Annotated in this window: 16 protein-coding genes; 12 read left to right on the top strand and 4 right to left on the bottom strand. The window is 60.3% G+C overall.

Annotated features, from left to right (window positions below):
* Positions 1-530: 530 nt before the first annotated feature.
* Complete coding sequence (locus V8689_RS11260; protein WP_056787680.1) at positions 531-1,424, bottom strand: LysR family transcriptional regulator; 894 nt, start codon at positions 1,422-1,424, stop codon at positions 531-533.
* A gap of 128 nt (positions 1,425-1,552) precedes the next feature.
* Between V8689_RS11260 and V8689_RS11255 the strand changes: the two genes are divergently transcribed.
* The 6 genes from V8689_RS11255 to V8689_RS11230 all read left to right on the top strand — a co-directional run bounded on the left by V8689_RS11255 (position 1,553) and on the right by V8689_RS11230 (position 9,434).
* The gene (locus tag V8689_RS11255; protein ID WP_056787682.1) at positions 1,553-3,220 is read left to right on the top strand and encodes a GMC family oxidoreductase; all 1,668 of its coding nucleotides are present in this window, start codon (positions 1,553-1,555) and stop codon (positions 3,218-3,220) included.
* Positions 3,221-3,302: 82 nt separating this feature from the next.
* A complete protein-coding gene (locus V8689_RS11250; RefSeq protein WP_032892452.1) occupies positions 3,303-4,925 on the top strand; it encodes an MFS transporter in 1,623 nt (540 codons plus the stop codon).
* Positions 4,926-5,146: 221 nt separating this feature from the next.
* Positions 5,147-7,096, top strand: a complete 1,950-nt coding sequence (locus tag V8689_RS11245; RefSeq protein ID WP_060766072.1) for a DNA topoisomerase III — start codon at positions 5,147-5,149, stop codon at positions 7,094-7,096.
* A 129-nt stretch (positions 7,097-7,225) separates the two neighbouring features.
* A complete protein-coding gene (locus V8689_RS11240; RefSeq protein ID WP_032892454.1) occupies positions 7,226-7,666 on the top strand; it encodes a CBS domain-containing protein in 441 nt (146 codons plus the stop codon).
* A 9-nt stretch (positions 7,667-7,675) separates the two neighbouring features.
* Positions 7,676-8,524: an NAD-dependent protein deacetylase gene (locus tag V8689_RS11235; protein WP_056787684.1), complete on the top strand. Its 849-nt coding sequence runs from the start codon at positions 7,676-7,678 to the stop codon at positions 8,522-8,524.
* A 580-nt stretch (positions 8,525-9,104) separates the two neighbouring features.
* Entirely contained in the window at positions 9,105-9,434 is a 330-nt protein-coding gene (locus tag V8689_RS11230; RefSeq protein ID WP_003190335.1) for a hypothetical protein, read from the top strand.
* A gap of 58 nt (positions 9,435-9,492) precedes the next feature.
* On the opposite strand, the gene V8689_RS11225 is transcribed toward V8689_RS11230, so the two are convergent.
* Positions 9,493-10,395 carry a LysR family transcriptional regulator gene (locus tag V8689_RS11225; protein WP_056787687.1) on the bottom strand — a complete coding sequence of 301 codons (903 nt, stop codon included), beginning with the start codon at positions 10,393-10,395 and terminating at the stop codon, positions 9,493-9,495.
* Positions 10,396-10,527: 132 nt separating this feature from the next.
* Here V8689_RS11225 and V8689_RS11220 point away from each other — a divergent pair, with 132 nt between their 5' ends.
* From V8689_RS11220 to V8689_RS11210, 3 genes are read left to right on the top strand one after another with little or no spacing between them, the layout of a single operon-like run.
* Positions 10,528-11,226 (top strand): CoA transferase subunit A, encoded by a 699-nt coding sequence (locus V8689_RS11220; protein ID WP_044273134.1) that lies wholly within the window; start codon positions 10,528-10,530, stop codon positions 11,224-11,226.
* Positions 11,227-11,257: 31 nt separating this feature from the next.
* Positions 11,258-11,917, top strand: coding sequence for a CoA transferase subunit B (locus V8689_RS11215; RefSeq protein WP_056787690.1), 660 nt, complete (start codon positions 11,258-11,260; stop codon positions 11,915-11,917).
* A gap of 11 nt (positions 11,918-11,928) precedes the next feature.
* On the top strand, positions 11,929-13,110 hold the full coding sequence (locus V8689_RS11210; protein ID WP_056787692.1) for an acetyl-CoA C-acetyltransferase: 1,182 nt from the start codon (positions 11,929-11,931) through the stop codon (positions 13,108-13,110).
* Between the two features lie 641 nt (positions 13,111-13,751).
* Here V8689_RS11210 and V8689_RS11205 read toward each other — a convergent pair.
* Positions 13,752-14,174, bottom strand: a complete 423-nt coding sequence (locus V8689_RS11205) for a PaaI family thioesterase (protein WP_014717969.1) — start codon at positions 14,172-14,174, stop codon at positions 13,752-13,754.
* A gap of 157 nt (positions 14,175-14,331) precedes the next feature.
* Here V8689_RS11205 and V8689_RS11200 point away from each other — a divergent pair, with 157 nt between their 5' ends.
* A complete protein-coding gene (locus V8689_RS11200; RefSeq protein WP_434520714.1) occupies positions 14,332-15,126 on the top strand; it encodes a DUF4349 domain-containing protein in 795 nt (264 codons plus the stop codon).
* Here the strand turns inward: V8689_RS11200 and V8689_RS11195 are convergent, their stop codons facing one another.
* Entirely contained in the window at positions 15,127-16,212 is a 1,086-nt protein-coding gene (locus V8689_RS11195; protein WP_056787701.1) for a DUF1615 domain-containing protein, read from the bottom strand.
* Between the two features lie 273 nt (positions 16,213-16,485).
* Between V8689_RS11195 and V8689_RS11190 the strand changes: the two genes are divergently transcribed.
* Together V8689_RS11190 and V8689_RS11185 are read left to right on the top strand one after the other, a co-directional pair.
* Entirely contained in the window at positions 16,486-21,153 is a 4,668-nt protein-coding gene (locus tag V8689_RS11190) for an RNase A-like domain-containing protein (RefSeq protein ID WP_434520729.1), read from the top strand.
* Positions 21,150-21,452 (top strand): contact-dependent growth inhibition system immunity protein, encoded by a 303-nt coding sequence (locus tag V8689_RS11185; RefSeq protein ID WP_056788376.1) that lies wholly within the window; start codon positions 21,150-21,152, stop codon positions 21,450-21,452. The genes V8689_RS11190 and V8689_RS11185 overlap by 4 nt, the downstream gene beginning before the upstream one ends.
* The last annotated feature ends 6 nt before the right edge of the window (positions 21,453-21,458 follow it).

Genomic DNA, 21,458 nt, shown 5'->3' with positions numbered 1-21,458 from the left:
GGCTGATACACCGCCATCGCAGCATAGGTATCTACACAACCTTGGAGGTTGTCGCAGCCAACGGTAACCACAATGCGAAGCGAGCCGCTCTTGATCTGGCTCTTGATCTTGATCTGCTTTTGATCTGAAGCGCCCCGTTAAACCCCGCTGGCCGGAATTCGACAGGGATTTGGGGGGTAAACCGGCAGGGATGCCGGTTTAGCCGCCCCGCGCCATGGATGGCGCGTGGGGGCGGCCCCCAAATCACTGGCGGATTACGGGCACACCGAGCCTAGGCGAGGTGCCGAGGGGTGGGGCAAGAGCCCTTTGGTTACTTTGGGGCTTTTCCAAAGTGACCCGCCGTCAGGGCGGAACCCTAAGTGGCCGTTACCGCAGCAATGGATATGTATACAATCCAACTGTATTGACTGTCAGGCCGCCTTCGCGAGCAAGCCCGCAGTTGGATTGTGGGGTGTCAGGTAGAGAAGTGTCGGCTAGTAGGCCGCCATCGCAGGCAAGCCAGCTCCCACATTTTAATCCGCGTGTGTGTGTCAATGGGGTTCACCGAGCAACAAGCCCTGCTCCCGCGCGCACAACTCCACCACATAATCCCACAACACCCGCAACCGCACCGACTTGTGCAGCTCCCGGCGCGAGCTGATCCAATAGCTGCGCTGAATGCCCTCCGCCGGCAGCAACGGCACCAACTCCCCATCCCCAGCCGCCATAAAACACGGCAACACCGCAATGCCCAACCCCGAACGCGCCGCCTGGTGTTGCGCAATCACACTGGTGCTGTGGAACACCACCTTGGGGTTACGGCAGAAGCTGTTGAGGAACTTCAGTTCCTGGCTGAACAGCAGGTCATCGACATAATCGATCCAGGCATGGGCAGCAAGGTCTTCACGCTTCTCGATAGGCGGGTTACGCGCCAGATAGCCACGGCTGGCGTACAGCGCCAGGCGATAATCGGTGAGTTTGCGTGTCACCAGTTGATCGGCGCTGGGGCGCTCCAGGTGAATGCTGATCTCCGCTTCGCGATTGAGGATGCTGACAAAACGCGGCACCGCGACCAGCTCCACTTCCAATCCTGGATAGCGTTCAAACAGTCCTCCCATGCGTGCGGCCAAAAACATCACCCCCAGCCCTTCGGCCACGCCGAGGCGAATCTTGCCCAGGGGCGCAGCAGAATGGGTGAGCTCGTCTTCGGCCAGCAGCGCCACGTTCTCCATGGCCTCCGCATGTTTGAGCAGCGCTTCGCCGGCAGGCGTCAATTCATAGCCCTGGGCATGTTGCACGAACAACGCCGTGCCGAGGCTTTTCTCGATGGCGTCGATATGCCGGGCCACGGTGGCATGCGTGGTTTTCAGGCGTTGGGCGGCGGTGAGCAGGCGGCCACTGCGCTGCAACTCGAGAAAAAACCGCAGGTCATTCCAGTCGAACATATCGCCTCCAGTGCCCGGGCCAGCCGCCGTTGTTTAAAAACGCACAGCGGGTGGGTAAAAACTAACATTTTTAAGACGAAAACTAACAACTAGGATGGGGCCAATAAGAAAAACAAGCGAGACCCCAGATGCCCAATGCAACTGCTGAATACGATTACATCGTCGTCGGCGCCGGCCCTGCCGGATGCCTGCTGGCCAATCGTCTGTCCGCCAACCCGGCTCACCGTGTCCTGCTGCTGGAAGCCGGCGGTCGCGACAACTACCCCTGGATCCATATCCCCGTCGGCTACCTGTTCTGCATCGGTAACCCACGTACCGACTGGTGCTTCAAGACCGAATCCCAAGCCGGCTTGCAAGGGCGCGCCTTAAGTTACCCTCGGGGCAAAGTGCTGGGCGGCTGCTCGTCCATCAACGGCATGATCTATATGCGCGGCCAGGCCCAGGACTACGATGGCTGGGCGGCAGCAGGCAACGCGGGCTGGGCCTGGAAAGACGTATTGCCGCTGTTCAAACAGAGCGAAAACCATTTTGCCGGCGGCTCTGAATTCCACAACGAGGGCGGCGAGTGGCGCGTCGAGCAACAGCGCCTGTCGTGGCCGATCCTCGATGCGTTTCGTGAGGCGGCGGCTCAAAGCGGCATCGCCAATATCAATGATTTCAACCAGGGCGATAACGAGGGTTGCGGTTACTTCCAGGTCAACCAGAAAGCCGGTGTGCGCTGGAATGCAGCCAAGGCGTTTCTCAAGCCGATCCGCCAGCGCCCCAACCTCACCGTGCTAACGGAGGTAGAGGTTGAGCGTGTGCTGCTGGAAAATGGTCGTGCCTCGCAGGTACTGGGGCGCCAACACGGCCAGTCACTGAGCTGGAAGGCGCGCAAAGAGATCGTACTGTGCGCCGGCTCGGTGGGTTCGCCGGGCATTCTGCAACGCTCAGGGATAGGCCCTTCCCAGGTGCTCAAGCCCCTGGGTATCGACGTGGTGCACGAGCTGCCAGGCGTTGGCGGCAACCTGCAAGATCACCTGCAACTGCGCCTGATCTACAAGCTGGAAAATGCCCGCACCCTGAACCAGATCGCCGGCACGCTGTGGGGCAAGATGGGCATGGGCCTGCGCTACCTGTACGACCGCAGCGGCCCGCTGTCGATGGCGCCCAGCCAGCTCGGCGCATTTGCCCGCTCCGGCCCGGAGCAAGCCTCGGCCAACCTGCAATACCACGTGCAGCCACTGTCCCTGGAGCGCTTTGGCGAACCGTTGCACGGCTTCCCGGCATTTACCGCGTCGGTCTGCGACCTGCGCCCGCAAAGTCGCGGCCGGGTGGATATTCGTTCGGCCAACCCGGCGGATGCGCCGCTGATACAACCCAATTACCTCAGCCACCCCGAAGACTTGCGCATCGCCGCCGACGCCATTCGCCTGACGCGGCGCATCGTCGCCGCTCCGGCCCTGAGCCAGTTCAAACCGGTGGAATACCTGCCCGGCCAAGCCCTGCAAACTGAAGAACAACTGCACGAGGCCGCTGCGCGGATCGGCACCACGATTTTCCATCCGGTAGGCACCTGCCGCATGGGCGATGACAAGGACGCCGTGGTCGACAGCCAACTGCGCGTACACGGCATTCCCGGCCTGCGCATTGCCGATGCGTCGATCATGCCGCGCATCACCTCCGGCAATACCTGCTCACCCACGCTGATGATCGCGGAGAAAGCCGCGCAGCTCATCCTGTCCCCAAACACTGTAGGAGCGAGCTTGCTCGCGAAAAACCCACCAACACCGCGCACTACAGGACACCCCGCGTAATCGTTGACGCTGAAAAAATAGCGGCGCTGAGGTTGGCGCCGACAGTGGAAAAACAATAAATAATCACTGTGAGGGACACCCGATGTCAGAACATGCTCAACCCCTGGGCTCGGCGGCCAGTGCAAGTACCGCCAACGAATCAAGAAAGGTCATCTTCGCCTCCTCCCTGGGGACGGTGTTCGAGTGGTATGACTTTTTCCTCTACGGCGCCCTGGCGGCGGTGATCAGCAAACAATTCTTTGCCGGGGTCAACGACACCACGGCGTTTATCTTTGCCTTGATGGCCTTCGCCGCAGGCTTTGTGGTGCGGCCATTCGGTGCGCTGGTGTTCGGCCGCCTGGGCGATATGATCGGGCGCAAGTACACCTTCCTCGTGACCATCATCCTGATGGGCGTGGCCACCTTCTGCGTCGGGTTGCTGCCGACCTACGCCAGTATCGGCATTGCCGCACCGATCATCCTCATCGTGCTGCGCATGCTGCAAGGCCTGGCGCTGGGCGGCGAATACGGTGGCGCCGCCACCTACGTGGCCGAGCATGCGCCACCGGGCAAACGCGGGCTGCATACCAGCTGGATTCAATCCACCGCCACCCTCGGCCTGCTGCTGTCGCTGCTGGTGGTGCTGGCCTGCCGTTACTTCACGGGCGATCAGTTCGAAGTGTGGGGCTGGCGCATTCCGTTCCTGTTTTCCATCGTGCTGCTGGGCATCTCGACCTGGATCCGCATGAGCCTGCACGAGTCGCCTGCCTTCTTGAAAATGAAAGAGGAAGGCAAGGCCTGCAAGGCGCCGATTCGCGAGTCGTTCGGCAAATGGGAAAACCTCAAGGTGGTGCTGATCGCGCTGTTCAGCATCAACGGCGGGCAGGCGGTGACCTTCTACGCGGCGCAGTTTTATGTGCTGTTCTTTCTCACCCAGTTCCTGCGCATGGACCCAGCCCTGGCCAATATGCTGTTGATCATCAGCGTGGTGATCGGCGCGCCGTTCTTTATCCTGTTTGGCTGGCTGTCGGACAAGGTCGGGCGCAAGCCGGTGCTGATGCTCGGCCTGCTGTTGGCGACCGCGCTGTACTTTCCGATCTTCAAGGGCCTTGCGCACTACACCAACCCGGCAATGGACCAGGCCAGCCAACAGGCGCCGATCACCGTACTGGCCGACCCGGCCACCTGTACCTTCCAGTTCGATCCGGTGGGCAAGGCCCGTTTTGACAGCCCGTGCGACAAGGTCAAGACCTTCCTGGTCAAACAGGGCCTGCCCTACAGCAGCGCCGCCGCCCCTGCGGGCAGCCCGGTGCAAGTGAGCGTGGGCGATGTGCGTATCGACGGTTTTGACGAAGCGGCCCTGCGGGGCGCTGTGGCTCTGGCCGGTTACCCGTCATCGGCGGATGTGGCCCAGGTCAACAAGCTGATGGTGGTGGTGCTGATCGTGGTGCTGATCTTCATCGCCGCCATGTGCTACGGGCCGTTGGCGGCGCTGATGGTGGAGCTGTTTCCAACGCGCATCCGCTACACCTCGATGTCCCTGCCCTACCACATCGGTAACGGCTGGTTTGGCGGGTTCCTGCCGACGGTGTCGTTTGCCTTGGTGGTGTACACCGGCGATATCTTCTATGGCTTGTGGTACCCGGTGGTGGTGACGGGCGTGAGCCTGATCGTCGGGCTGTTCTGCCTTAAAGAAACCCGGCATGTGGATATCGAAAACAACTGATACCTCTGCCCTGTAGGAGCGAGCTTGCTCGCGAAGAACCTGAGAGCAACGCGGGGCACCAGGCGCCCCGCGTCATCGTTAACGACCTTCGCGAGCAAGCTCGCTCCTACAGCGGTGTGTGGTGCCCACACAAATTGCTGTACATCCATACAGATAATGGTTGCTCAAATCCCTTCAAATAAGCATCCTGCAAGGCATCAACCTGATCTGATGTGATGACCATGCGGCTGTACCTCTGTGAAAAACCCTCCCAGGCCAAGGATATCGCGGCCGTGCTCGGCGCCAGCCGCCGTGGCGATGGGTGCTGGCTGGGTCATGGCGTCACGGTCACCTGGTGCATCGGCCACTTGTTGGAAACCGCTCCGCCCGACGCTTACGACGCCAAGTACAAACGCTGGGTGCTGGCCGACCTGCCGATCGTTCCGGAAAAATGGAAAATGCTGGTCAAGCCCAAGACCGCCAGCCAATACAAGGCCGTCAAACGCTTGCTGGGGGAAGCCCAGGAACTGGTAATCGCCACCGACGCCGACCGTGAAGGCGAGATGATCGCCCGGGAACTGGTGGAGCATTGCCGCTACCGCGGGCCGATCCAGCGGCTGTGGCTGTCGGCGCTCGACGACGCTTCCATTCGCAAGGCCCTGGCAGCGCTCAAACCCGGTGCAGAAACCTTCAGCCTTTATCACTCGGCCCTGGGGCGCTCACGTGCCGACTGGCTGATCGGCATGAACATGAGCCGCCTGTTTACCCTGCTGGGGCGCCAATCCGGTTACCAGGGCGTGCTGCCGGTTGGCCGGGTGCAAACCCCGACCCTGCGCCTGGTGGTGGACCGTGATCGCAGCATCGCCGATTTCGTGCCGGTGGCCTATTGGGCCATCGATGTCGACCTGCGCCACGAGCACATGACCTTCACCGCCCAATGGCGCGCCCCTGAGGATGCCTGTGACGACCAGGGCCGTTGCCTCAACCCGCAACTGGCGCGCGACGCCGCCGACGCCATGCTCAACGCCGCCACGGCGCGGCTGGTGACGCTGCGTACCGAACGCATGCGCGAGGTGGCGCCCCTGCCCTTCGACCTTGGCACCTTGCAGGAGATCTGCTCAAAGAAGCTCGGCCTGGGCGCCCAGGAAACCCTGGATATCGCCCAATCCCTCTACGAAACCCACAAGGCCATCACCTACCCGCGCAGCGATTGCGGTTACCTGCCGCTTAGCCAGCACAGTGAAGCGTCGAAGATTCTGGCGGCCCTGGGCCGTGCGGACACGGCGGTCAACGAGCTGATGCCGCACATCGACCCACAGCGCCGCTCACGAGCCTGGAACGACGCCAAGGTCAGCGCCCACCACGGCATCATCCCCACCGGGGCCGGCAAGGACATCAGCCAACTGACCGGCAAGCACCGTGCGGTCTATACGCTGATTCGTGCGCGCTACCTGGCGCAGTTCCTGCCCAACCATGAATACGACCGCACCCAGGCCGATTTCGACTGTGCCGGCCAGACGTTGCGCGCGGTGGGCAAAGTGGTCATCGAACCGGGCTGGAAACGCGCTTTGCCCGAAGCGCTGGCCCCCGCCAAAGGTCGCGAAGCCCCCGCGCCCCAAGCGTTGCCGACGCTGGTGCAGGGCCACGACTACGCCGTGGCCAAGGTCAACCTCAAGGACCTCTGGACCCAGCCCCCCAAGCCCTTTACCGAAGGCGACCTGATCAAGGCAATGAAAAACGTCGCCAAGCTGGTGGAGGACCCGTTACTCAAGCAAAAACTCAAGGACACCACGGGCATCGGCACCGAGGCCACCCGCGCTGGGATCATCCAGGGCTTGCTGGATCGCGGTTATCTGGTGAAAAACGGCAAGGCCCTGTCGGCAACCCCGGCCGCGTTCAGCCTGATTGACGCCGTGCCCCGCGCTATCGCCGACCCTGGCACCACCGCCATCTGGGAACAGGCGTTGGACATGGTGCAAAGCGGCGAAATGAGCCTGGAGGAATTCGTCGCCAAGCAAGCGGCGTGGATGAGCAAACAGGTGGCGCGCTGCAACGGCATGCGCATGACCATCACTGGCCCCGCCAGCCCCGCAGGCCGAGGTGCAACGCCGTGGAAAAAGAAACGCAAGGCAGCCCCGCGTAAGGCTGCGGCCAGCCCCAAACGCGGGAAAAAGCCGGCAAATGCGGGATAAATACCGAAAAAAACCGGTACATGACGTTTTTCGACAGGTTTAACGCCGCATTGGCCCTTGCTCCGGCGAGTTCGGTCTAGGATTCTGTAGGGGATCTGGACTACCAACAACAACACCGGAGTGGCCGCCATGAAGACCGTTGCACAACTGCTCAAAGCCAAGGACCAGAAAAACCAGGACGTCCACACCATCAAATGGGACCACACCGTGTTTGAAGCGCTGGTGCGGATGTCCGAGAAAAACGTCGGTGCCTTGCCTGTGGTCAAGGATGGCGTGGTGGTCGGCATCATCAGTGAACGGGATTACGCACGCAAAATCATGCTCAAGGGCCTCTCGTCGGTCACCACCAAGGTCCATGAGGTGATGAGCTCGCCGGTGATCACGGTGGATACTCACAAGAGTGTCGAGGAATGCATGAACATCATGACCGACAGTCACCTGCGCCACCTGCCCGTGGTCGAAGGCGGCAAACTGCTGGGCCTGCTGTCTATCGGTGACTTGGTCAAGGAAGCGATTGCCGAACAAGCGGCCTTGATCCAGCAACTGGAACAGTACATCCGCGGCGAATAGGGGGAACCCATGCTCGACACGCTGGACCATCAGGCAGACCACCTCGACACCCTGCACCGGGCCATGACCGGCCGGCGCTTTCTGGTGCTGACCGGCGCAGGGATCAGTACATCTTCGGGTATCCCGGATTACCGGGACGGTGAAGGTGTACGCCGGGGCAAGCCACCGATGATGTACCAGGAATTCCTCGCCACCCCCGAGGCACGGCGCCGCTACTGGGCGCGGGCGATGCTGGGGTGGCCACGGGTGCGCATTGCCCAGCCGAACAAGGCCCACCTTGCGCTCGCGACGCTGCAACACCGTGGCCATATCAGCGGGCTGATTACGCAGAACGTCGACACCCTGCACGACCAGGCCGGTAGCCAGGGTGTGATCGAGTTGCACGGCAGCTTGCATCGCGTGCTGTGCCTGGATTGCCAACTGCGCAGCGAGCGCGACGTGATCCAGCGGCAGATGGAAGTCGATAACCCGCACATGGCACAGGTTCATGCCGTCCAAGCGCCGGATGGCGACACCTTGCTCGATCCAGCGTTCGAACAGCGCTTCCAGGTGCCCCGCTGCCCGCACTGCAATGGCGAACGGCTGAAACCGGATGTGGTGTTCTTTGGCGAGAACGTCGCACCGGCGACGGCGCTCAAGGCAATGACGGCGGTAGAGCATGCCGAGGGACTGTTGGTGGTGGGATCGTCGCTGATGGCCTATTCGGCGTTTCGCCTGTGCAAGGCGATGGTTGAACAGGGTAAGCCGGTGATTGCTATCAACCTGGGCAAGACTCGGGGGGATGAGCTATTGCAAGTGAAAATCCAGGCGTCCTGCGAGCGACTACTGCCATTACTGGTCGACCAGCTCTCCCTGTAGGAGCGAGCTTGCTCGCGAAAATCGTCAACGATAGCCGGGGCAACCTGACACCGCCCCCCCCACGGCGAGCCCGAGTTTTTCGCGAGCAAGCTCGCTCCTACAGGGGTTGAGGCGCTCGACCATTACTTCCAAAAAATGACGCCCAAGTCACGTTTTCCCGCATTCCCCCGTCCCCACGGCAATTTATGTAGTGATCAAAAATAATCACTACATAACCGTTGACGTAACCTTTTTGTCCTTGCATGATCTAGACGTCTCTCGGATCGAGAGCGTTGGTAACAAGCGTTTTGAACAGGCTCGTCTGACCGCCGAGCTGTTTTTCTGGATGTGCACTGCCCACAAGGCAGATTGATGAAGCTGACCGGCCCCGAATGGGACAGGTACAAGACGCTCAAACGCGGCTTGTCTTCGCAATCAGAGCATTGCGTAGCAGTCCATCAGCAAGACTACATGCATCAGCTTCAAGACCCTGCCCGTATTCGGCAGCCCGTCGCTGACGCCCGGTTTTAGTAACCGGAGACAACTTAACTGGTATTAACGAACCAACTGATAGATCGCCAACTGGTCAAGGGGCTTACACATGAATCTGAACAACCAACCAACTATCGATGAATTGGCTGAGATGTTCGCAGCGCAGAAAGACACACTCGACGACCATATCCTGTGGATTGGCAAATCGGGCGAAGTGCAAATTGACTGCCTGGCGCCCCATACCGAAGAAGCCGAGTTTGACCGCAATAACCGTGAGCTGGCGGCGCGCCTGAAGATGTACCGCCGCGGCCAGGGTTATGTCGGCAAGAAAGCCGCGGCCGACCGCAACTTTATCGAACAGGTGTTCGACACACTTAATAATGCCTGGGCGTCTTTCAAAGACAGCTCGCAAGTTAAAGTGATCGACCGTTACTACTAAGTACTACTCAATTAATGTGGGCGCTGGCTTGCCAGCGCCCACATTTGTATTTACCGGTTTAGAAACTTGGAAACCTGCCCTTCCCCGCTTCATCCCGAAAGATATCAAACAACACTTGCGCCGCCGCCGACAGTTCATGCCCCGGCTTGGTCAGCACCCCAATCGGCCGCTCGATCACCGGGCCGGTCAAGGTAATGCAATGGGCTCCGGCCTCTTCCATCTGCCTGGCGCATAACGCCGGCACCGCGCTAACCCCCAAACCGCTGGCAACCATCTTGCCCACCGTCGCCAGTTGATGGCTTTCCAAGGCCACGGGCAATTTCATCTGCAAGGCACCCAGGTGTTCTTCCAGCATTACTCGCACGGTGGAAGGCCGTTGCAGGGTGATGAACGGCTGTTCCAATAGAGCTTTCCAGTCGATTTCAGCGCGCTGTGCCAAGGCTGAATCTCCCGGGACCACGGCGATAAAGCGGTCCAGGTACAGCGGCGTGAACGCCAATGACGAGCCATCTGATGGCTCGAACGCCACCCCCAGCTCCACCTGTCGGTCGCGCACCATCTCCAGCACTTGCTCATTGATCAGGTCATGCACCGTCACGTTCACCTGAGGGTAACGAGCGCGGAATATCTTCAGGATCGGCGGCAACAGGTTCCCCGCGAACGACGGCATGGCCGCCACCGTGACGCGGCCGCGTTGCAGGGTAAAACGCTGGCGCAGTTCGTCTTCGGCGTTGTCCCAATCGGCAATCAACCGGCGGGCCAGAGGCAACAGGGATTCACCTTCAGGGGTCAGCGCGACGTTACGGGTATTGCGGCTGAACAGGCGCCCGCCCAAACCTTCTTCCAGGCCCTTGATGGTCAAGCTCAACGCCGACTGGGAAAGGTGCAAGCGCTCGCAGGCCGCGGCAAAACTCAGGCTTTGCGCGACGGCGAGAAAGGCACGCATCTGTTTGACGGTCATGAGCTGCTCCGGATGATGACTGGACTATGCTGTTTTCTAAATCAATCAACCTTAAAAAACAACTTAACAAATCAATCCACTGGCGCAACACTCAACTCACTGGCTGGACCACAAACAATAAAAGAGGTGCATATGGCAGGTTTCGATAAACGCGTGGCGTCCTATGAAGAAGCACTGGCAGGCCTGGAAGACGGCATGACCGTGCTCTCCGGTGGTTTTGGCCTGTGTGGCATTCCGGAAAACCTCATTGGCGAAATCAAGCGCAAAGGCACCCGCGACCTGACGGTGGTCTCCAACAACTGTGGCGTCGATGGCTTTGGCCTGGGCGTGCTGCTGGAACAGAAGCAGATCAGCAAAGTGATCGCTTCCTACGTGGGTGAAAACGCCCTGTTCGAGAAACAGCTGCTCAGCGGCGAGATTGAGGTGGTGCTTACCCCTCAAGGCACCCTGGCAGAAAAAATGCGCGCAGGCGGCGCCGGCATTCCGGCCTTCTTCACCGCCACCGGTGTCGGCACCCCGGTGGCCGAAGGCAAGGAAACCCGCGAATTCAACGGTCGCCCGTATCTGATGGAAGAGTCCATCACCGGCGACTTTGCCATCGTCAAAGGCTGGAAAGCCGACCACTTCGGTAACGTCATCTACCGTCACACCGCCCAGAACTTCAACCCGCTGGCCGCCACCGCCGGCAAGATCACCGTGGTCGAAGTCGAGGAAATCGTCGAACCGGGCGAGCTGGACCCGGCGCAGATCCACACCCCTGGCATCTACGTCGACCGGATCATCTGCGGCACCTTCGAAAAGCGCATTGAACAGCGCACCGTCCGCAAATAATCCCCGGCCAGAACAATAAGAGGAAACAATCATGGCGCTTACCCGCGAACAAATGGCTCAACGCGTTGCCCGCGAAATGCAGGACGGTTACTACGTGAACCTCGGTATCGGCATTCCGACCCTGGTGGCCAACTACATCCCCGACGGCATGGAAGTGATGCTGCAATCGGAAAACGGCCTGCTTGGCATGGGCCCGTTCCCGACCGAAGACACCATCGATGCCGACATGATCAACGCCGGCAAGCAAACCGTCACCGCACGCATCGGCGCCTCGATCTTCTCCTCCGCCGAGTCGTTCGCGATGATTCGCGGTGGGCATGTCGACCTCACTGTACTGGGCGCATTCGAAGTGGACGTACAGGGCAACATCGCCTCTTGGATGATCCCCGGCAAGCTGGTCAAGGGCATGGGCGGTGCCATGGACCTGGTGGCTGGCGCAGAAAACATCATCGTGATCATGACCCACGCGTCCAAGGACGGTGAGTCCAAGTTGCTCAGCCAGTGCAGCCTGCCGCTGACCGGTGCCCACTGCATCAAGCGTGTGCTCACGGACCTGGCGTACCTGGAAATCGAAAATGGCGCTTTTGTCCTCAAGGAACGCGCACCTGGCGTCAGCGTTGAAGAGATTGTGAGCAAGACCGCCGGTAAACTGATCGTCCCGGACCACGTTCCAGAAATGCACTTCCAGTGAGGACAGATTCCATGCAAGACGTCGTGATTGTTGCTGCCACCCGCACCGCCGTGGGCAGCTTCCAAGGTTCGCTGGCGAACATTCCGGCCCCGGAGCTGGGCGCTGCCGTGATTCGTCGCCTGCTGGAGCAGACCGGCCTGGACCCGGCGCAAGTGGATGAAGTGATCCTCGGCCAGGTACTCACCGCAGGCAGCGGCCAGAACCCGGCGCGCCAGGCTTCGATCCTTGCCGGCCTGCCCCACGCCGTGCCGAGCCTGACCCTGAACAAGGTCTGCGGTTCGGGCCTCAAGGCTTTGCACCTGGGCGCCCAGGCCATTCGTTGCGGCGACGCCGAGGTGATCATTGCCGGTGGCATGGAGAACATGAGCCTGGCCCCGTATGTATTGCCTGCTGCGCGCACCGGTTTGCGCATGGGCCATGCGAAGATGATCGACAGCATGATCACCGACGGCCTGTGGGATGCGTTCAACGATTACCACATGGGCATCACCGCCGAGAACCTGGTGGACAAATACGGCATCAGCCGCGAAGCCCAGGACGCCTTTGCCGCCGCCTCCCAGCAAAAAGCCGCTGCTGCTATCGAAGCCGGGCGCTTTGCCGATGAGATCACACCGATCCTGATTCCCCAGCGCAAGGGCGACCCGGTAGCCTTCGCGGTGGACGAACAACCCCGCGCCGGCACCACCGCCGAATCCCTGGCCAAGCTCAAGCCTGCGTTCAAGAAAGACGGCAGCGTCACCGCCGGCAACGCCTCCAGCCTCAACGACGGCGCCGCCGCGGTGCTGCTGATGAGCGCTGACAAAGCCAAGGCCCTCGGCCTGCCCATACTGGCGCGTATCGCCAGCTACGCCAACGCGGGCGTCGATCCGGCCATCATGGGCATCGGCCCGGTCTCGGCCACCCGCCGCTGCCTGGACAAGGCCGGCTGGCAGTTGGCTGACCTGGACCTGATCGAAGCCAACGAAGCCTTCGCCGCGCAATCCCTGGCAGTGGGCAAAGAGCTGGAGTGGGACGCGCAGAAGGTCAACGTCAACGGCGGCGCCATCGCCATCGGCCACCCCATCGGTGCTTCAGGCTGCCGTGTACTGGTGACCCTGCTGCATGAAATGATCAAGCGCGACGCCAAGAAAGGCTTGGCAACGCTGTGCATCGGCGGCGGCCAAGGCGTAGCCCTGGCACTCGAACGCAACTGACCTGTAGGAGCGAGCTTGCTCGCGAAAAACGTCAGCGATAACGCAGCGCTCCCGGTGGAACGTGTTGCCTGTGAGTGCTTCGCGAGCAAGCTCGCTCCTACAGGGGGAGACATAACGAGCAACACAGAAAAGGCCCGGCTCCACGAAAAGCCAGGCCTTTTCTTTTTCTCGCCCCCCCTGAAACAACTCGGTCAAAACGTGGGAGCTGGCTTGCCTGCGATGGCCATAGGTATCTATACAACTGTGCAGTTCGCCGCAGCCACCGGTAACCACGATGCGAAGCGAGTCGCTCTTGATCTTGATCTGCTCTTGATCTTAGGCGCCCCGTTAAACCACGCTGGCCGAACGCAGGCTTGAATTCGTGGGTAACCCGGCAGGACGCCGGGTTAGCCGCCCCGCGCCATGGATGGCGCGTGGCGGCGGCCCACGGATTCAAGCCTGTGTTCGGGCACACCGAGCCTAAGCGAGGTGCCGAGTGGTGGGGCAAGAGCGTTTTGCTTACTTTTGCGCTTTTTTCAAAAGTGAGCCGCCGTCAGGGCGGAACCCTAAGTGGCCGTTACCGCAGGAATGGATATGTACACGGTCCAACTATATTGACTATCAGGCCGTCTTCGCAGGCAAGCCAGCTCCCACATTTGATCTCATTGCCTGTCAGCTTGCGGCACCGCGAACACCGCACTCGCCCGCAGCACCACCCGCTCCTCCACCTGCAAACTCAACGTGGCAAACGCCATCTGCCGTCCGCGCTTGTGGCTTTCCAAACGCACCACCATCCACTCCCCTACCTGCACGGCGCCCAGGTAATCCACGGTCATGCTGGCGGTAATCAACGGCAACGGCGGTTCACTGGAAAACGCCATGGCGTACCCCATGCCGATATCGGCCAGCGTCGCCAGCACCCCGCCGTGCACCGTACCGCGCCCGTTGGCGTGACGATGATCGGCGCGCAGGCCGACTTCCAGTTGCAGACCTTCGCCACGGCAATACGCCGGGCCGAGCAGTTCCAGCAAAGGACTGCTGCGCGGCAATGGGACAAAGCCTTGGGGGACAGTCTGAGCGTTCATGGTGGTTGCTTCCCTGGTATGAGGCTTGAGGTGTACGCCAGCCCCAACGCGACAGCCACCACCATCAGCCGGGCAAATCCCGGGCAATGCTTTGCGTTAATGGGCCAGACCCGCTTTAATCTCGCCCAATTTCTCCCGCACATTTCAAGGAAACACCATGCGCCACCTGGACGGCAACTCCCACCCGCTTCGTGCGCCGCTGTTGATCTTGCTGGCCGGCCTGGCCTTGGCCGGTTGTTCCCCCAAGGACCACTCTCGCGCCACCGTCATCAATGGCGAACAGGGCAAGGCCGGGGCGCAACTGGCTTATGAACATGAATTGACCCTGGCCCTGCCCGGCGCCCTGCTTTCGCCGCACATGCAGGCCACTCGCGAGGTGTCTGAAACGGCGCGCTTCGGTGCCTGCAATATCCTGGGCATTACCGAAGACAGCCAGGGCGGCCAGATCATCCTGCGGATCGCGCCCACGGGTGTGGAGCCGATGGTCGCCCTGGCGGCCGAAGGCGGTAAGCTCGGCCAGCGCATCACCACGGCCGAAGACCTGGCCGATGCGGTGGCGGATGTGCGCCGTCGCCAGGGCCGCCTGCAAGCCCAGCAGCAACGTCTCGACGAACTGGCCAAGCGCAAGGACATCACCGTCAGCGACCTGATTGTCCTGAGCAAAGAGCAAGCTGGCATTGAAAACGAGCTGCAGGAACTGGCCCAGGTCGCCGCCGGCCAGCAACGCCGCCTCGACACCAACCGCGTGACCTTGAACTTCCGCTCCTCCGACGGCGCCAACCAGGTGTCAAGGTTCACCCGGATGTTCAGCAACCTGGGAGACAACCTGGTGAACGGCACCGCCGACGCCCTGGAACGCGCCAGCTATGTGCTGCCCTTCGTGATCCTGGCGTTCCCGGTGGTGTGGTTGTGGGTGGGCCTGTGGCGCCGGTTCGTCAAGCGCCGCGGTTGATCAGCGCTTCAGGCAGCGCTGGTAGCGCTCATCCACGCGCTTGGCAAACCAGGCAGTGGTCAAGTTGCGGGTGATCTTCGGGCTCTTGAGCACAATACCCGGCAGGATCGCCCGTGGCAGCGGCTTGCCGGCCGCCTGGTCGGCCAAGGCGAAGACGCGCTTGTACAAGGTGGTGTCCTCGAAATCCAACTGCTCGCCCTGCTCCAGTTGGCTGCGGATGCTCGGGTTGCGCATGTCCAGCTTGGCCCCCAGTGAACGCACCGCCAGCTCGGTGGTGCCGGGCAGCAATGAGCCATAGCGGATCAAATCCCCGTCCAGCGCCAGCTCTTTACCCGACACACGGCTGACCGCGGCCTGGAACGCGGCATTGCGGCTGGCGTACCAACCGGCATTGAAATCGGCAAAGCGGTACAGCGGCTGGTCATAGCTCACCGGGTAGCCGAGCAAGTGGGCGATGCCGAAGTACATACCGCCGCGACGGGTGAATACTTCGCGGCGAATCGTACCGTCCACCGTGTAGGGATAACCCCGCGCCTGTTTCTGCGCAAAGTCGATACTGACCTGCATGGGGCCTGCGGTGTGTACCGGGTTGAACCCGCCAAACAGCGTATTGCCCAGGGGCACCATGCTGATGAAGTCGTCGAAGATGCCGCTCAAATCCCTCTCCGTACGAGCGGCATTCAAACGGTCGGCGTAGGTTTTGCCGTTGGGCGAGCGCAGTTGCAAGGCGCTGCGCACCACGAATGCCGGCACATGCACCTTGCCGGCGCGGCGCAGGATTTCATCCTGAGCGATCTTGCCCATACCCGGCACCGGCGGGTCGACCTGATAGGTGGACTCTTGCTCGGTCACCGCCAGTACCGCACAGATGTTTTCGGTGCTGGGGTAGATTTTCTGGGTGTCGAAGGCGGTATAGATGTCCTGGGCCCAACCGTTGCGGTCCACGACCTTCGCCGGCAGCAGGCGCACGATCTGCGCCTTCACCTCGGCTTCACTGCGCTCGGGCTGCTGAGGGCCACGGGAGGTGGAGCAACCGGCCAGTACCAGCAAAGGAATGAGGCAGAACAGCAGACGAGTTGAATACATGGGGCTTCCTTGATTAACGACAGGCCGGGCAGTGCTGATATCGACAGGTAAGTCTAACCGGGGTTCGTCGGCATGCCGAACCCCGTGCCTGGCAGTAACTGAAACATCCCACACCACTGCCGGATAAGCTCTACTCCTCGCCCTCGCAAACCTCTGCAAAGTCCCTCGCCTGATCAAACAGTGCGAGGGAGTGCAGATGGTTTTTTTCGTGACGCGTGCGGTTGACGGGGCCGCCACTTGAACCCGGCCATTGGCAGGCTGGCGCTGACGCCAATGAACGTGGAAACGGTCGACGTCGAGGGCGTCTTCCGTGACTTTCGCGATTGCTTGAACACCTTTGACGAGTGGGCCAAAAGCTTTTGGAGCTTCTCCGCGTTGGACGTCGAACAGGTGTTCAAGGTGGGGGATGACGTCGCGCTGGTTGCCCCGGTCAATCGCTCCCTGTTTCCCAGCAGCACCGTCGCCACCTGCCAGGCCACGGGTACCTTGACCCTGGTGCATATGTTCCAGAGCACGAGGTTCGTACCCATCGGCAACACCCCGGTGATCGTGCAACGCGTTGATCCAAGCGGCGGCCCGCTGGGTGACCCCCTCCATAAGACCATCGGCCCCAGTGGCATCCTCGAAGTCACCGAGTGTGATCGCAACCAGCAATACCGGGTGAGTTTCTATCCCAACGTTTCCCAGGATCACCTCAAGGCGCTGTATGCGTCCTACCAGTCGGTGATCGCTGCACTGGAAACCCAGCTGCGCAAAGAGTGGACCGACACCTTCCAGGCCCAGTGGAAAAACTACACAGACGCCCGTCCGCTTGAGCGGCGCCGCTTGCTGGAAGCGGCTTTTGCCAGTGGGTTGGGCAAGGCGCTTTACAGCCTGTGGGACAACATTGGCGAGCTGTCTGCGCTGCTGGCGGACCTTAAGCCCAATAGCGAAAAGCTACTGAAATACCTTTCGCAAACTGAGCTCGATGAACTGCTGACCCTGGGCAGTGATGCGATAGCCCAGGGCTTGTTGGTGCTCAGTGATGAGCCGCTGCTGTTTATCTATCTATCGGCGTTGGTCAGTTGGATGCGCATGCTCCCGCCTACGGAGATGGCGGAACTGTGGGGTGAAATCACCGGTGAGGTGCTGATCAATCTGCTGCTGATTCGCGTATTGGGCGCGATGGGTGTGGTGGTGCGATTGGGGGCTCGTGTGCTCAGTCACGTTAAATCCGGGCGGGCGCGGGCGTTGTTGGAATTGCTGGCCAAGCAAGTGGTGGGGCCGGGGTTGGGGGCGCATGTCGAGGCGGCCAAGCCGGTGTTGCTGAGCAATGCGGCGACGCCGATTAAAACGGTGCCGGCTGTACCGTTGAGGGCTGGTGACACGCTGGTTTCGAACCCGGTGCCGATGGTGCGCGGCAAGAGCCAGCGCACCACGTTGGTTCGTCAGGAACCTGTCGATGATGTGCCGGCTGTGGCGTCAAATCCTAAAGGAGATGCGGCGGCTTCTGCGGATAAAACCGTCACTCACGGTTGCCCGGTGTCGATGGTCACTGGCGAGGAATTGCTGACCCTTACCGACGGCGCGCTGGATGGGATCTTGCCGTTTGAGTGGACGCGGCTGTATCGCACCAGCGCGGTGGACGTCGATTGTGGGTTGGGGTTTGGTTGGAGCCATGCGCTGGCCCATCGGCTGGTGGTGTCGGGCGATTTGGTGGTGTGGACTGACCATGAGAACCGCTCGACCACCCTGCCCTTGCCCACCGACTCTCGGCCCGCGATCACCAATAGCCTGGCCGAAGCAGCGATCTATTTAGGTTCGGCTCCTGATGAGTTGGTGCTGGCCCAGGCCTCGCGCTTCTATCACTTTCGCGACGGTGTGCTGACAACCATCAGCGATGCGTATGACAACCGCCTGCGCCTTTGCCGTGATCGTTCAGGGCGGATTGAGCGGCTGGATAGCGGTGCCGGTCGCTCGTTGCTGTTGCGTTATGAGCTGGATCGCATTGTCGCGGTGGACTACCAGGTGCATCGCGCCAAAGGGCGTGAGCCCTACGTGTGGGAGACCGAGCAAAACCTTGTTTCCTACGCCTATGACGAAGAGGGACGACTGGTTTGCGCGACCAATGCTGTCGGTGAAAGCGAGCGTTATCGGTACGACGATCAGCACGTCATTCTTGAGCGGCAACTGGCCGGTGGGGCGAGTTTCTTCTGGGAATGGGAACGCGCTGGCAAGGCGGCGCGTTGCGTCCGGCATTGGGCAAGCTTTTCGCAGATGGACACGCGTTATGCCTGGGGCGATGACGGGCGTGTCACCGTGCATAACGCCGATGGTAGCCAGGAGGTGTATGTCCATGACCAGCGGGCGCGGCTGGTGCAGAGGATTGATCCGGATGGCGCCACGCACTTTAAATCTTACGACGACCAGGGGCGGCTGACCGTCGAGCAAGACCCGATGGGCGCGGTGACGGCCTATCAGTATGACGATGCCGGACGTTTGGTGGCGCTGTTTCCGGGGGATGATGAGCCGACGTCCTACGAGCATGACAACGGTTTTGTACGGGTTGTCCGGCGTGGGGAGGCGGTCTGGAAGTATGAGCGTAATGACCAGGGCGATGTCATCCGCAAGACTGACCCCGATGGCCATTCGACTGACTACAGCTACAACAAACAGGGGCAACTGACTGGGGTTTGGTACGCGGACAGCAGTTGTCATCGGCTGGTGTGGAACGAGCGTGGGCAGTTGCTTGAGGAGCAATTGCCCCATGGTGGGATCAAGCGTTATCGCTATGACGATCTGGGTCGACAGATTGCTCGTGAGGATGAACACGGCGCGCAGACCGTTTATGAATGGGACAGCGTCGGTAGGTTGATTCGCCTCGTCTTGCCAGGCGGCGCAACACGAGAGCTCAGCTACAACCCCTACGGCAAAATCATCGCCGAACGCGACGAACTGGGCCACGTCACCCGCTACGAATACGCAGACGGCCTGCACCTGATCAGCCGTCGCTTCAACGCCGACGGCACCCAAGTCAACTACCGCTACGACAACACTCGGCTGCTGCTCACCGAGATCGAAAACGAAGCCGGCGAAACCTACCAACTCGACTACCACCCCAACGGCCTGATCCGCCAGGAAACCGGCTTCGACGGCCAGCGCACCGCGTATGCCTACGACCTCAACGGCAACCTGCTGGAGAAAACCGAATACGGCGACGATGACAGTCAGCTAATCACCCGTTACGAGCGCGACCACGCCGGACGCCTCGTCCGAAAAATCCTACCCGATGACAGCGTTGTCGACTATGCCTACGACCGCCAAGGCAACCTCCTCAGCGTCGAAGACGGCCACTGGGCATTGGCCTACGAATACGACCGCCAAAACCGCCTCACCGCCGAACACCAAGGCTGGGGCACCCTGCGCTACGGCTACGACGCCTGCGGCCAGCTGAAAAACCTGTGCCTGCCAGACAACAACCGCCTCACCTTCAACCACGACAAAGGCGGCCACCTCGCCACCGTCGAACTCAACGGTGAAGTGCTCACCTCGCACCTCTTCAACAGCGGCCGCGAACACCAGCGCCAGCAAGGCCAACTGCTCAGCCACTACCACTACGACGACCAACACCGCCTACACGCCCACGCGGTGACCCAACAACAAAACCACCTCTACCAACGCCAATACGACTACGACAAAGCCGGCAACCTCACCCGCCTGCTCGACACCCGTAAAGGCGAACACCTTTACCGTTACGACCCGCTAAACCGCCTGACCCGCGCCGACCACTCCCAAGACGTGCAGGAACGCTTCGGCCACAACCCGGCGGGCAACCTGCTGATGCAAGATCGCCCCGGCCCGGACATCGTCGCGGCGAATCGTCTGATGATCCAGGGCGATCGCCACTACGACTACGACGCCTTCGGCAACTTGATTCGTGAGAGGCGCGGCAAAGGCCAGCAACTCATCACCGAATACCGCTACGACTGCCAGCATCGGCTCATCAGCGTCACAAAGCCGAACGGCGAAACCGCAAGCTATCGCTATGACCCGTTTGGGCGGCGCATCAGCAAGACCGTGGACGGCAAGACCACTGAATTTTTCTGGCAAGGCGACAAGCTGATTGCCGAACACCATGCAGAACGCCATCGCAGCTACCTCTACGAACCCGACAGCTTCCGCCCACTGGCCCTGCTGGAAGGCTTCGGCCCACACGCCACAACGCCCTACCACTACCAACTCGACCACCTCGGCACCCCGCAAGAACTCACCGACACCGAAGGCGAAATCGTCTGGTCCGCCCACTACCGCGCCTACGGCCAGATCGCCCGGCTCGACGTGGGCAAAATCGACAACCCACTGCGGTTTCAAGGGCAGTATTTCGATGCGGAAAGCGGACTGCACTACAACCGCCATCGCTACTACAATCCGGATATTGGTCGCTACCTGACACCTGACCCGGTGAGGTTGGCGGGTGGGATCAATGGGTACCGGTATGTGCCCAATCCAACGGGTTGGGTAGACCCGCTGGGACTGAGCTGTAAAAAAACAAGCTGCCCTGAAGGGCCGCATAGCGTAATCGTTCCAGGAGGAGGTTTAGCCGCACATGAGGCGGCAGGAGGACATCTTATGCAAAAGCATGTCGGTAGAACTGATCAACAATTGCTTGACCGCTTGAGACAGGAACCACATATCCCGGCAGCCTCTACTTTTCATGATCGCGCAACAGCTGAACTCGCCATTTCAAAGGTATTGGATAACAATCAAGACAAAATCAAAGACTTCCTAGAAGGAAACAACCAGCAGATAGTCATCACTCAACCATCCCCAGAGCCAATCGGCACAAGTTTCAAAAAGAACACTACGACACCTGTACCCGGAAAAGAAATTTACTTAATTATTCGCAGAGACCAAAAAATGCATACTGGATATCGAATTCACACAGGGTTTCCAAACCCATGAATAAAGACTACCCCGAGCTGCAGCAATTTTTTGCTGGATACTTCAATCAAGATTGGGTTGATGATCACAAAAGCGCAAACGACGTAATTGATTTTTTTATTTCGGAGTCATCTGAGGAGACGATAACAATAGTGCTATCAGAGCTAGAAAAACTAGTTTCAGCCAAAAAAACAGAGCAAGATCTTCAAGACTTTTTACTCTCTGATATCGGCTGTTATTACTATTACCCTAATGAATGGAGTGATGGGCAAACGTGGTTAAACCATGTTGCCTTAACATTAAAAAACGCCATTAAATAATTTCCT

This window comes from Pseudomonas sp. AK181, from assembly GCF_051122975.1.
Classification (GTDB): Bacteria; Pseudomonadota; Gammaproteobacteria; order Pseudomonadales; family Pseudomonadaceae; genus Aquipseudomonas; species Aquipseudomonas lactis.
This window is presented reverse-complemented; position numbering and strand designations above follow the sequence as displayed.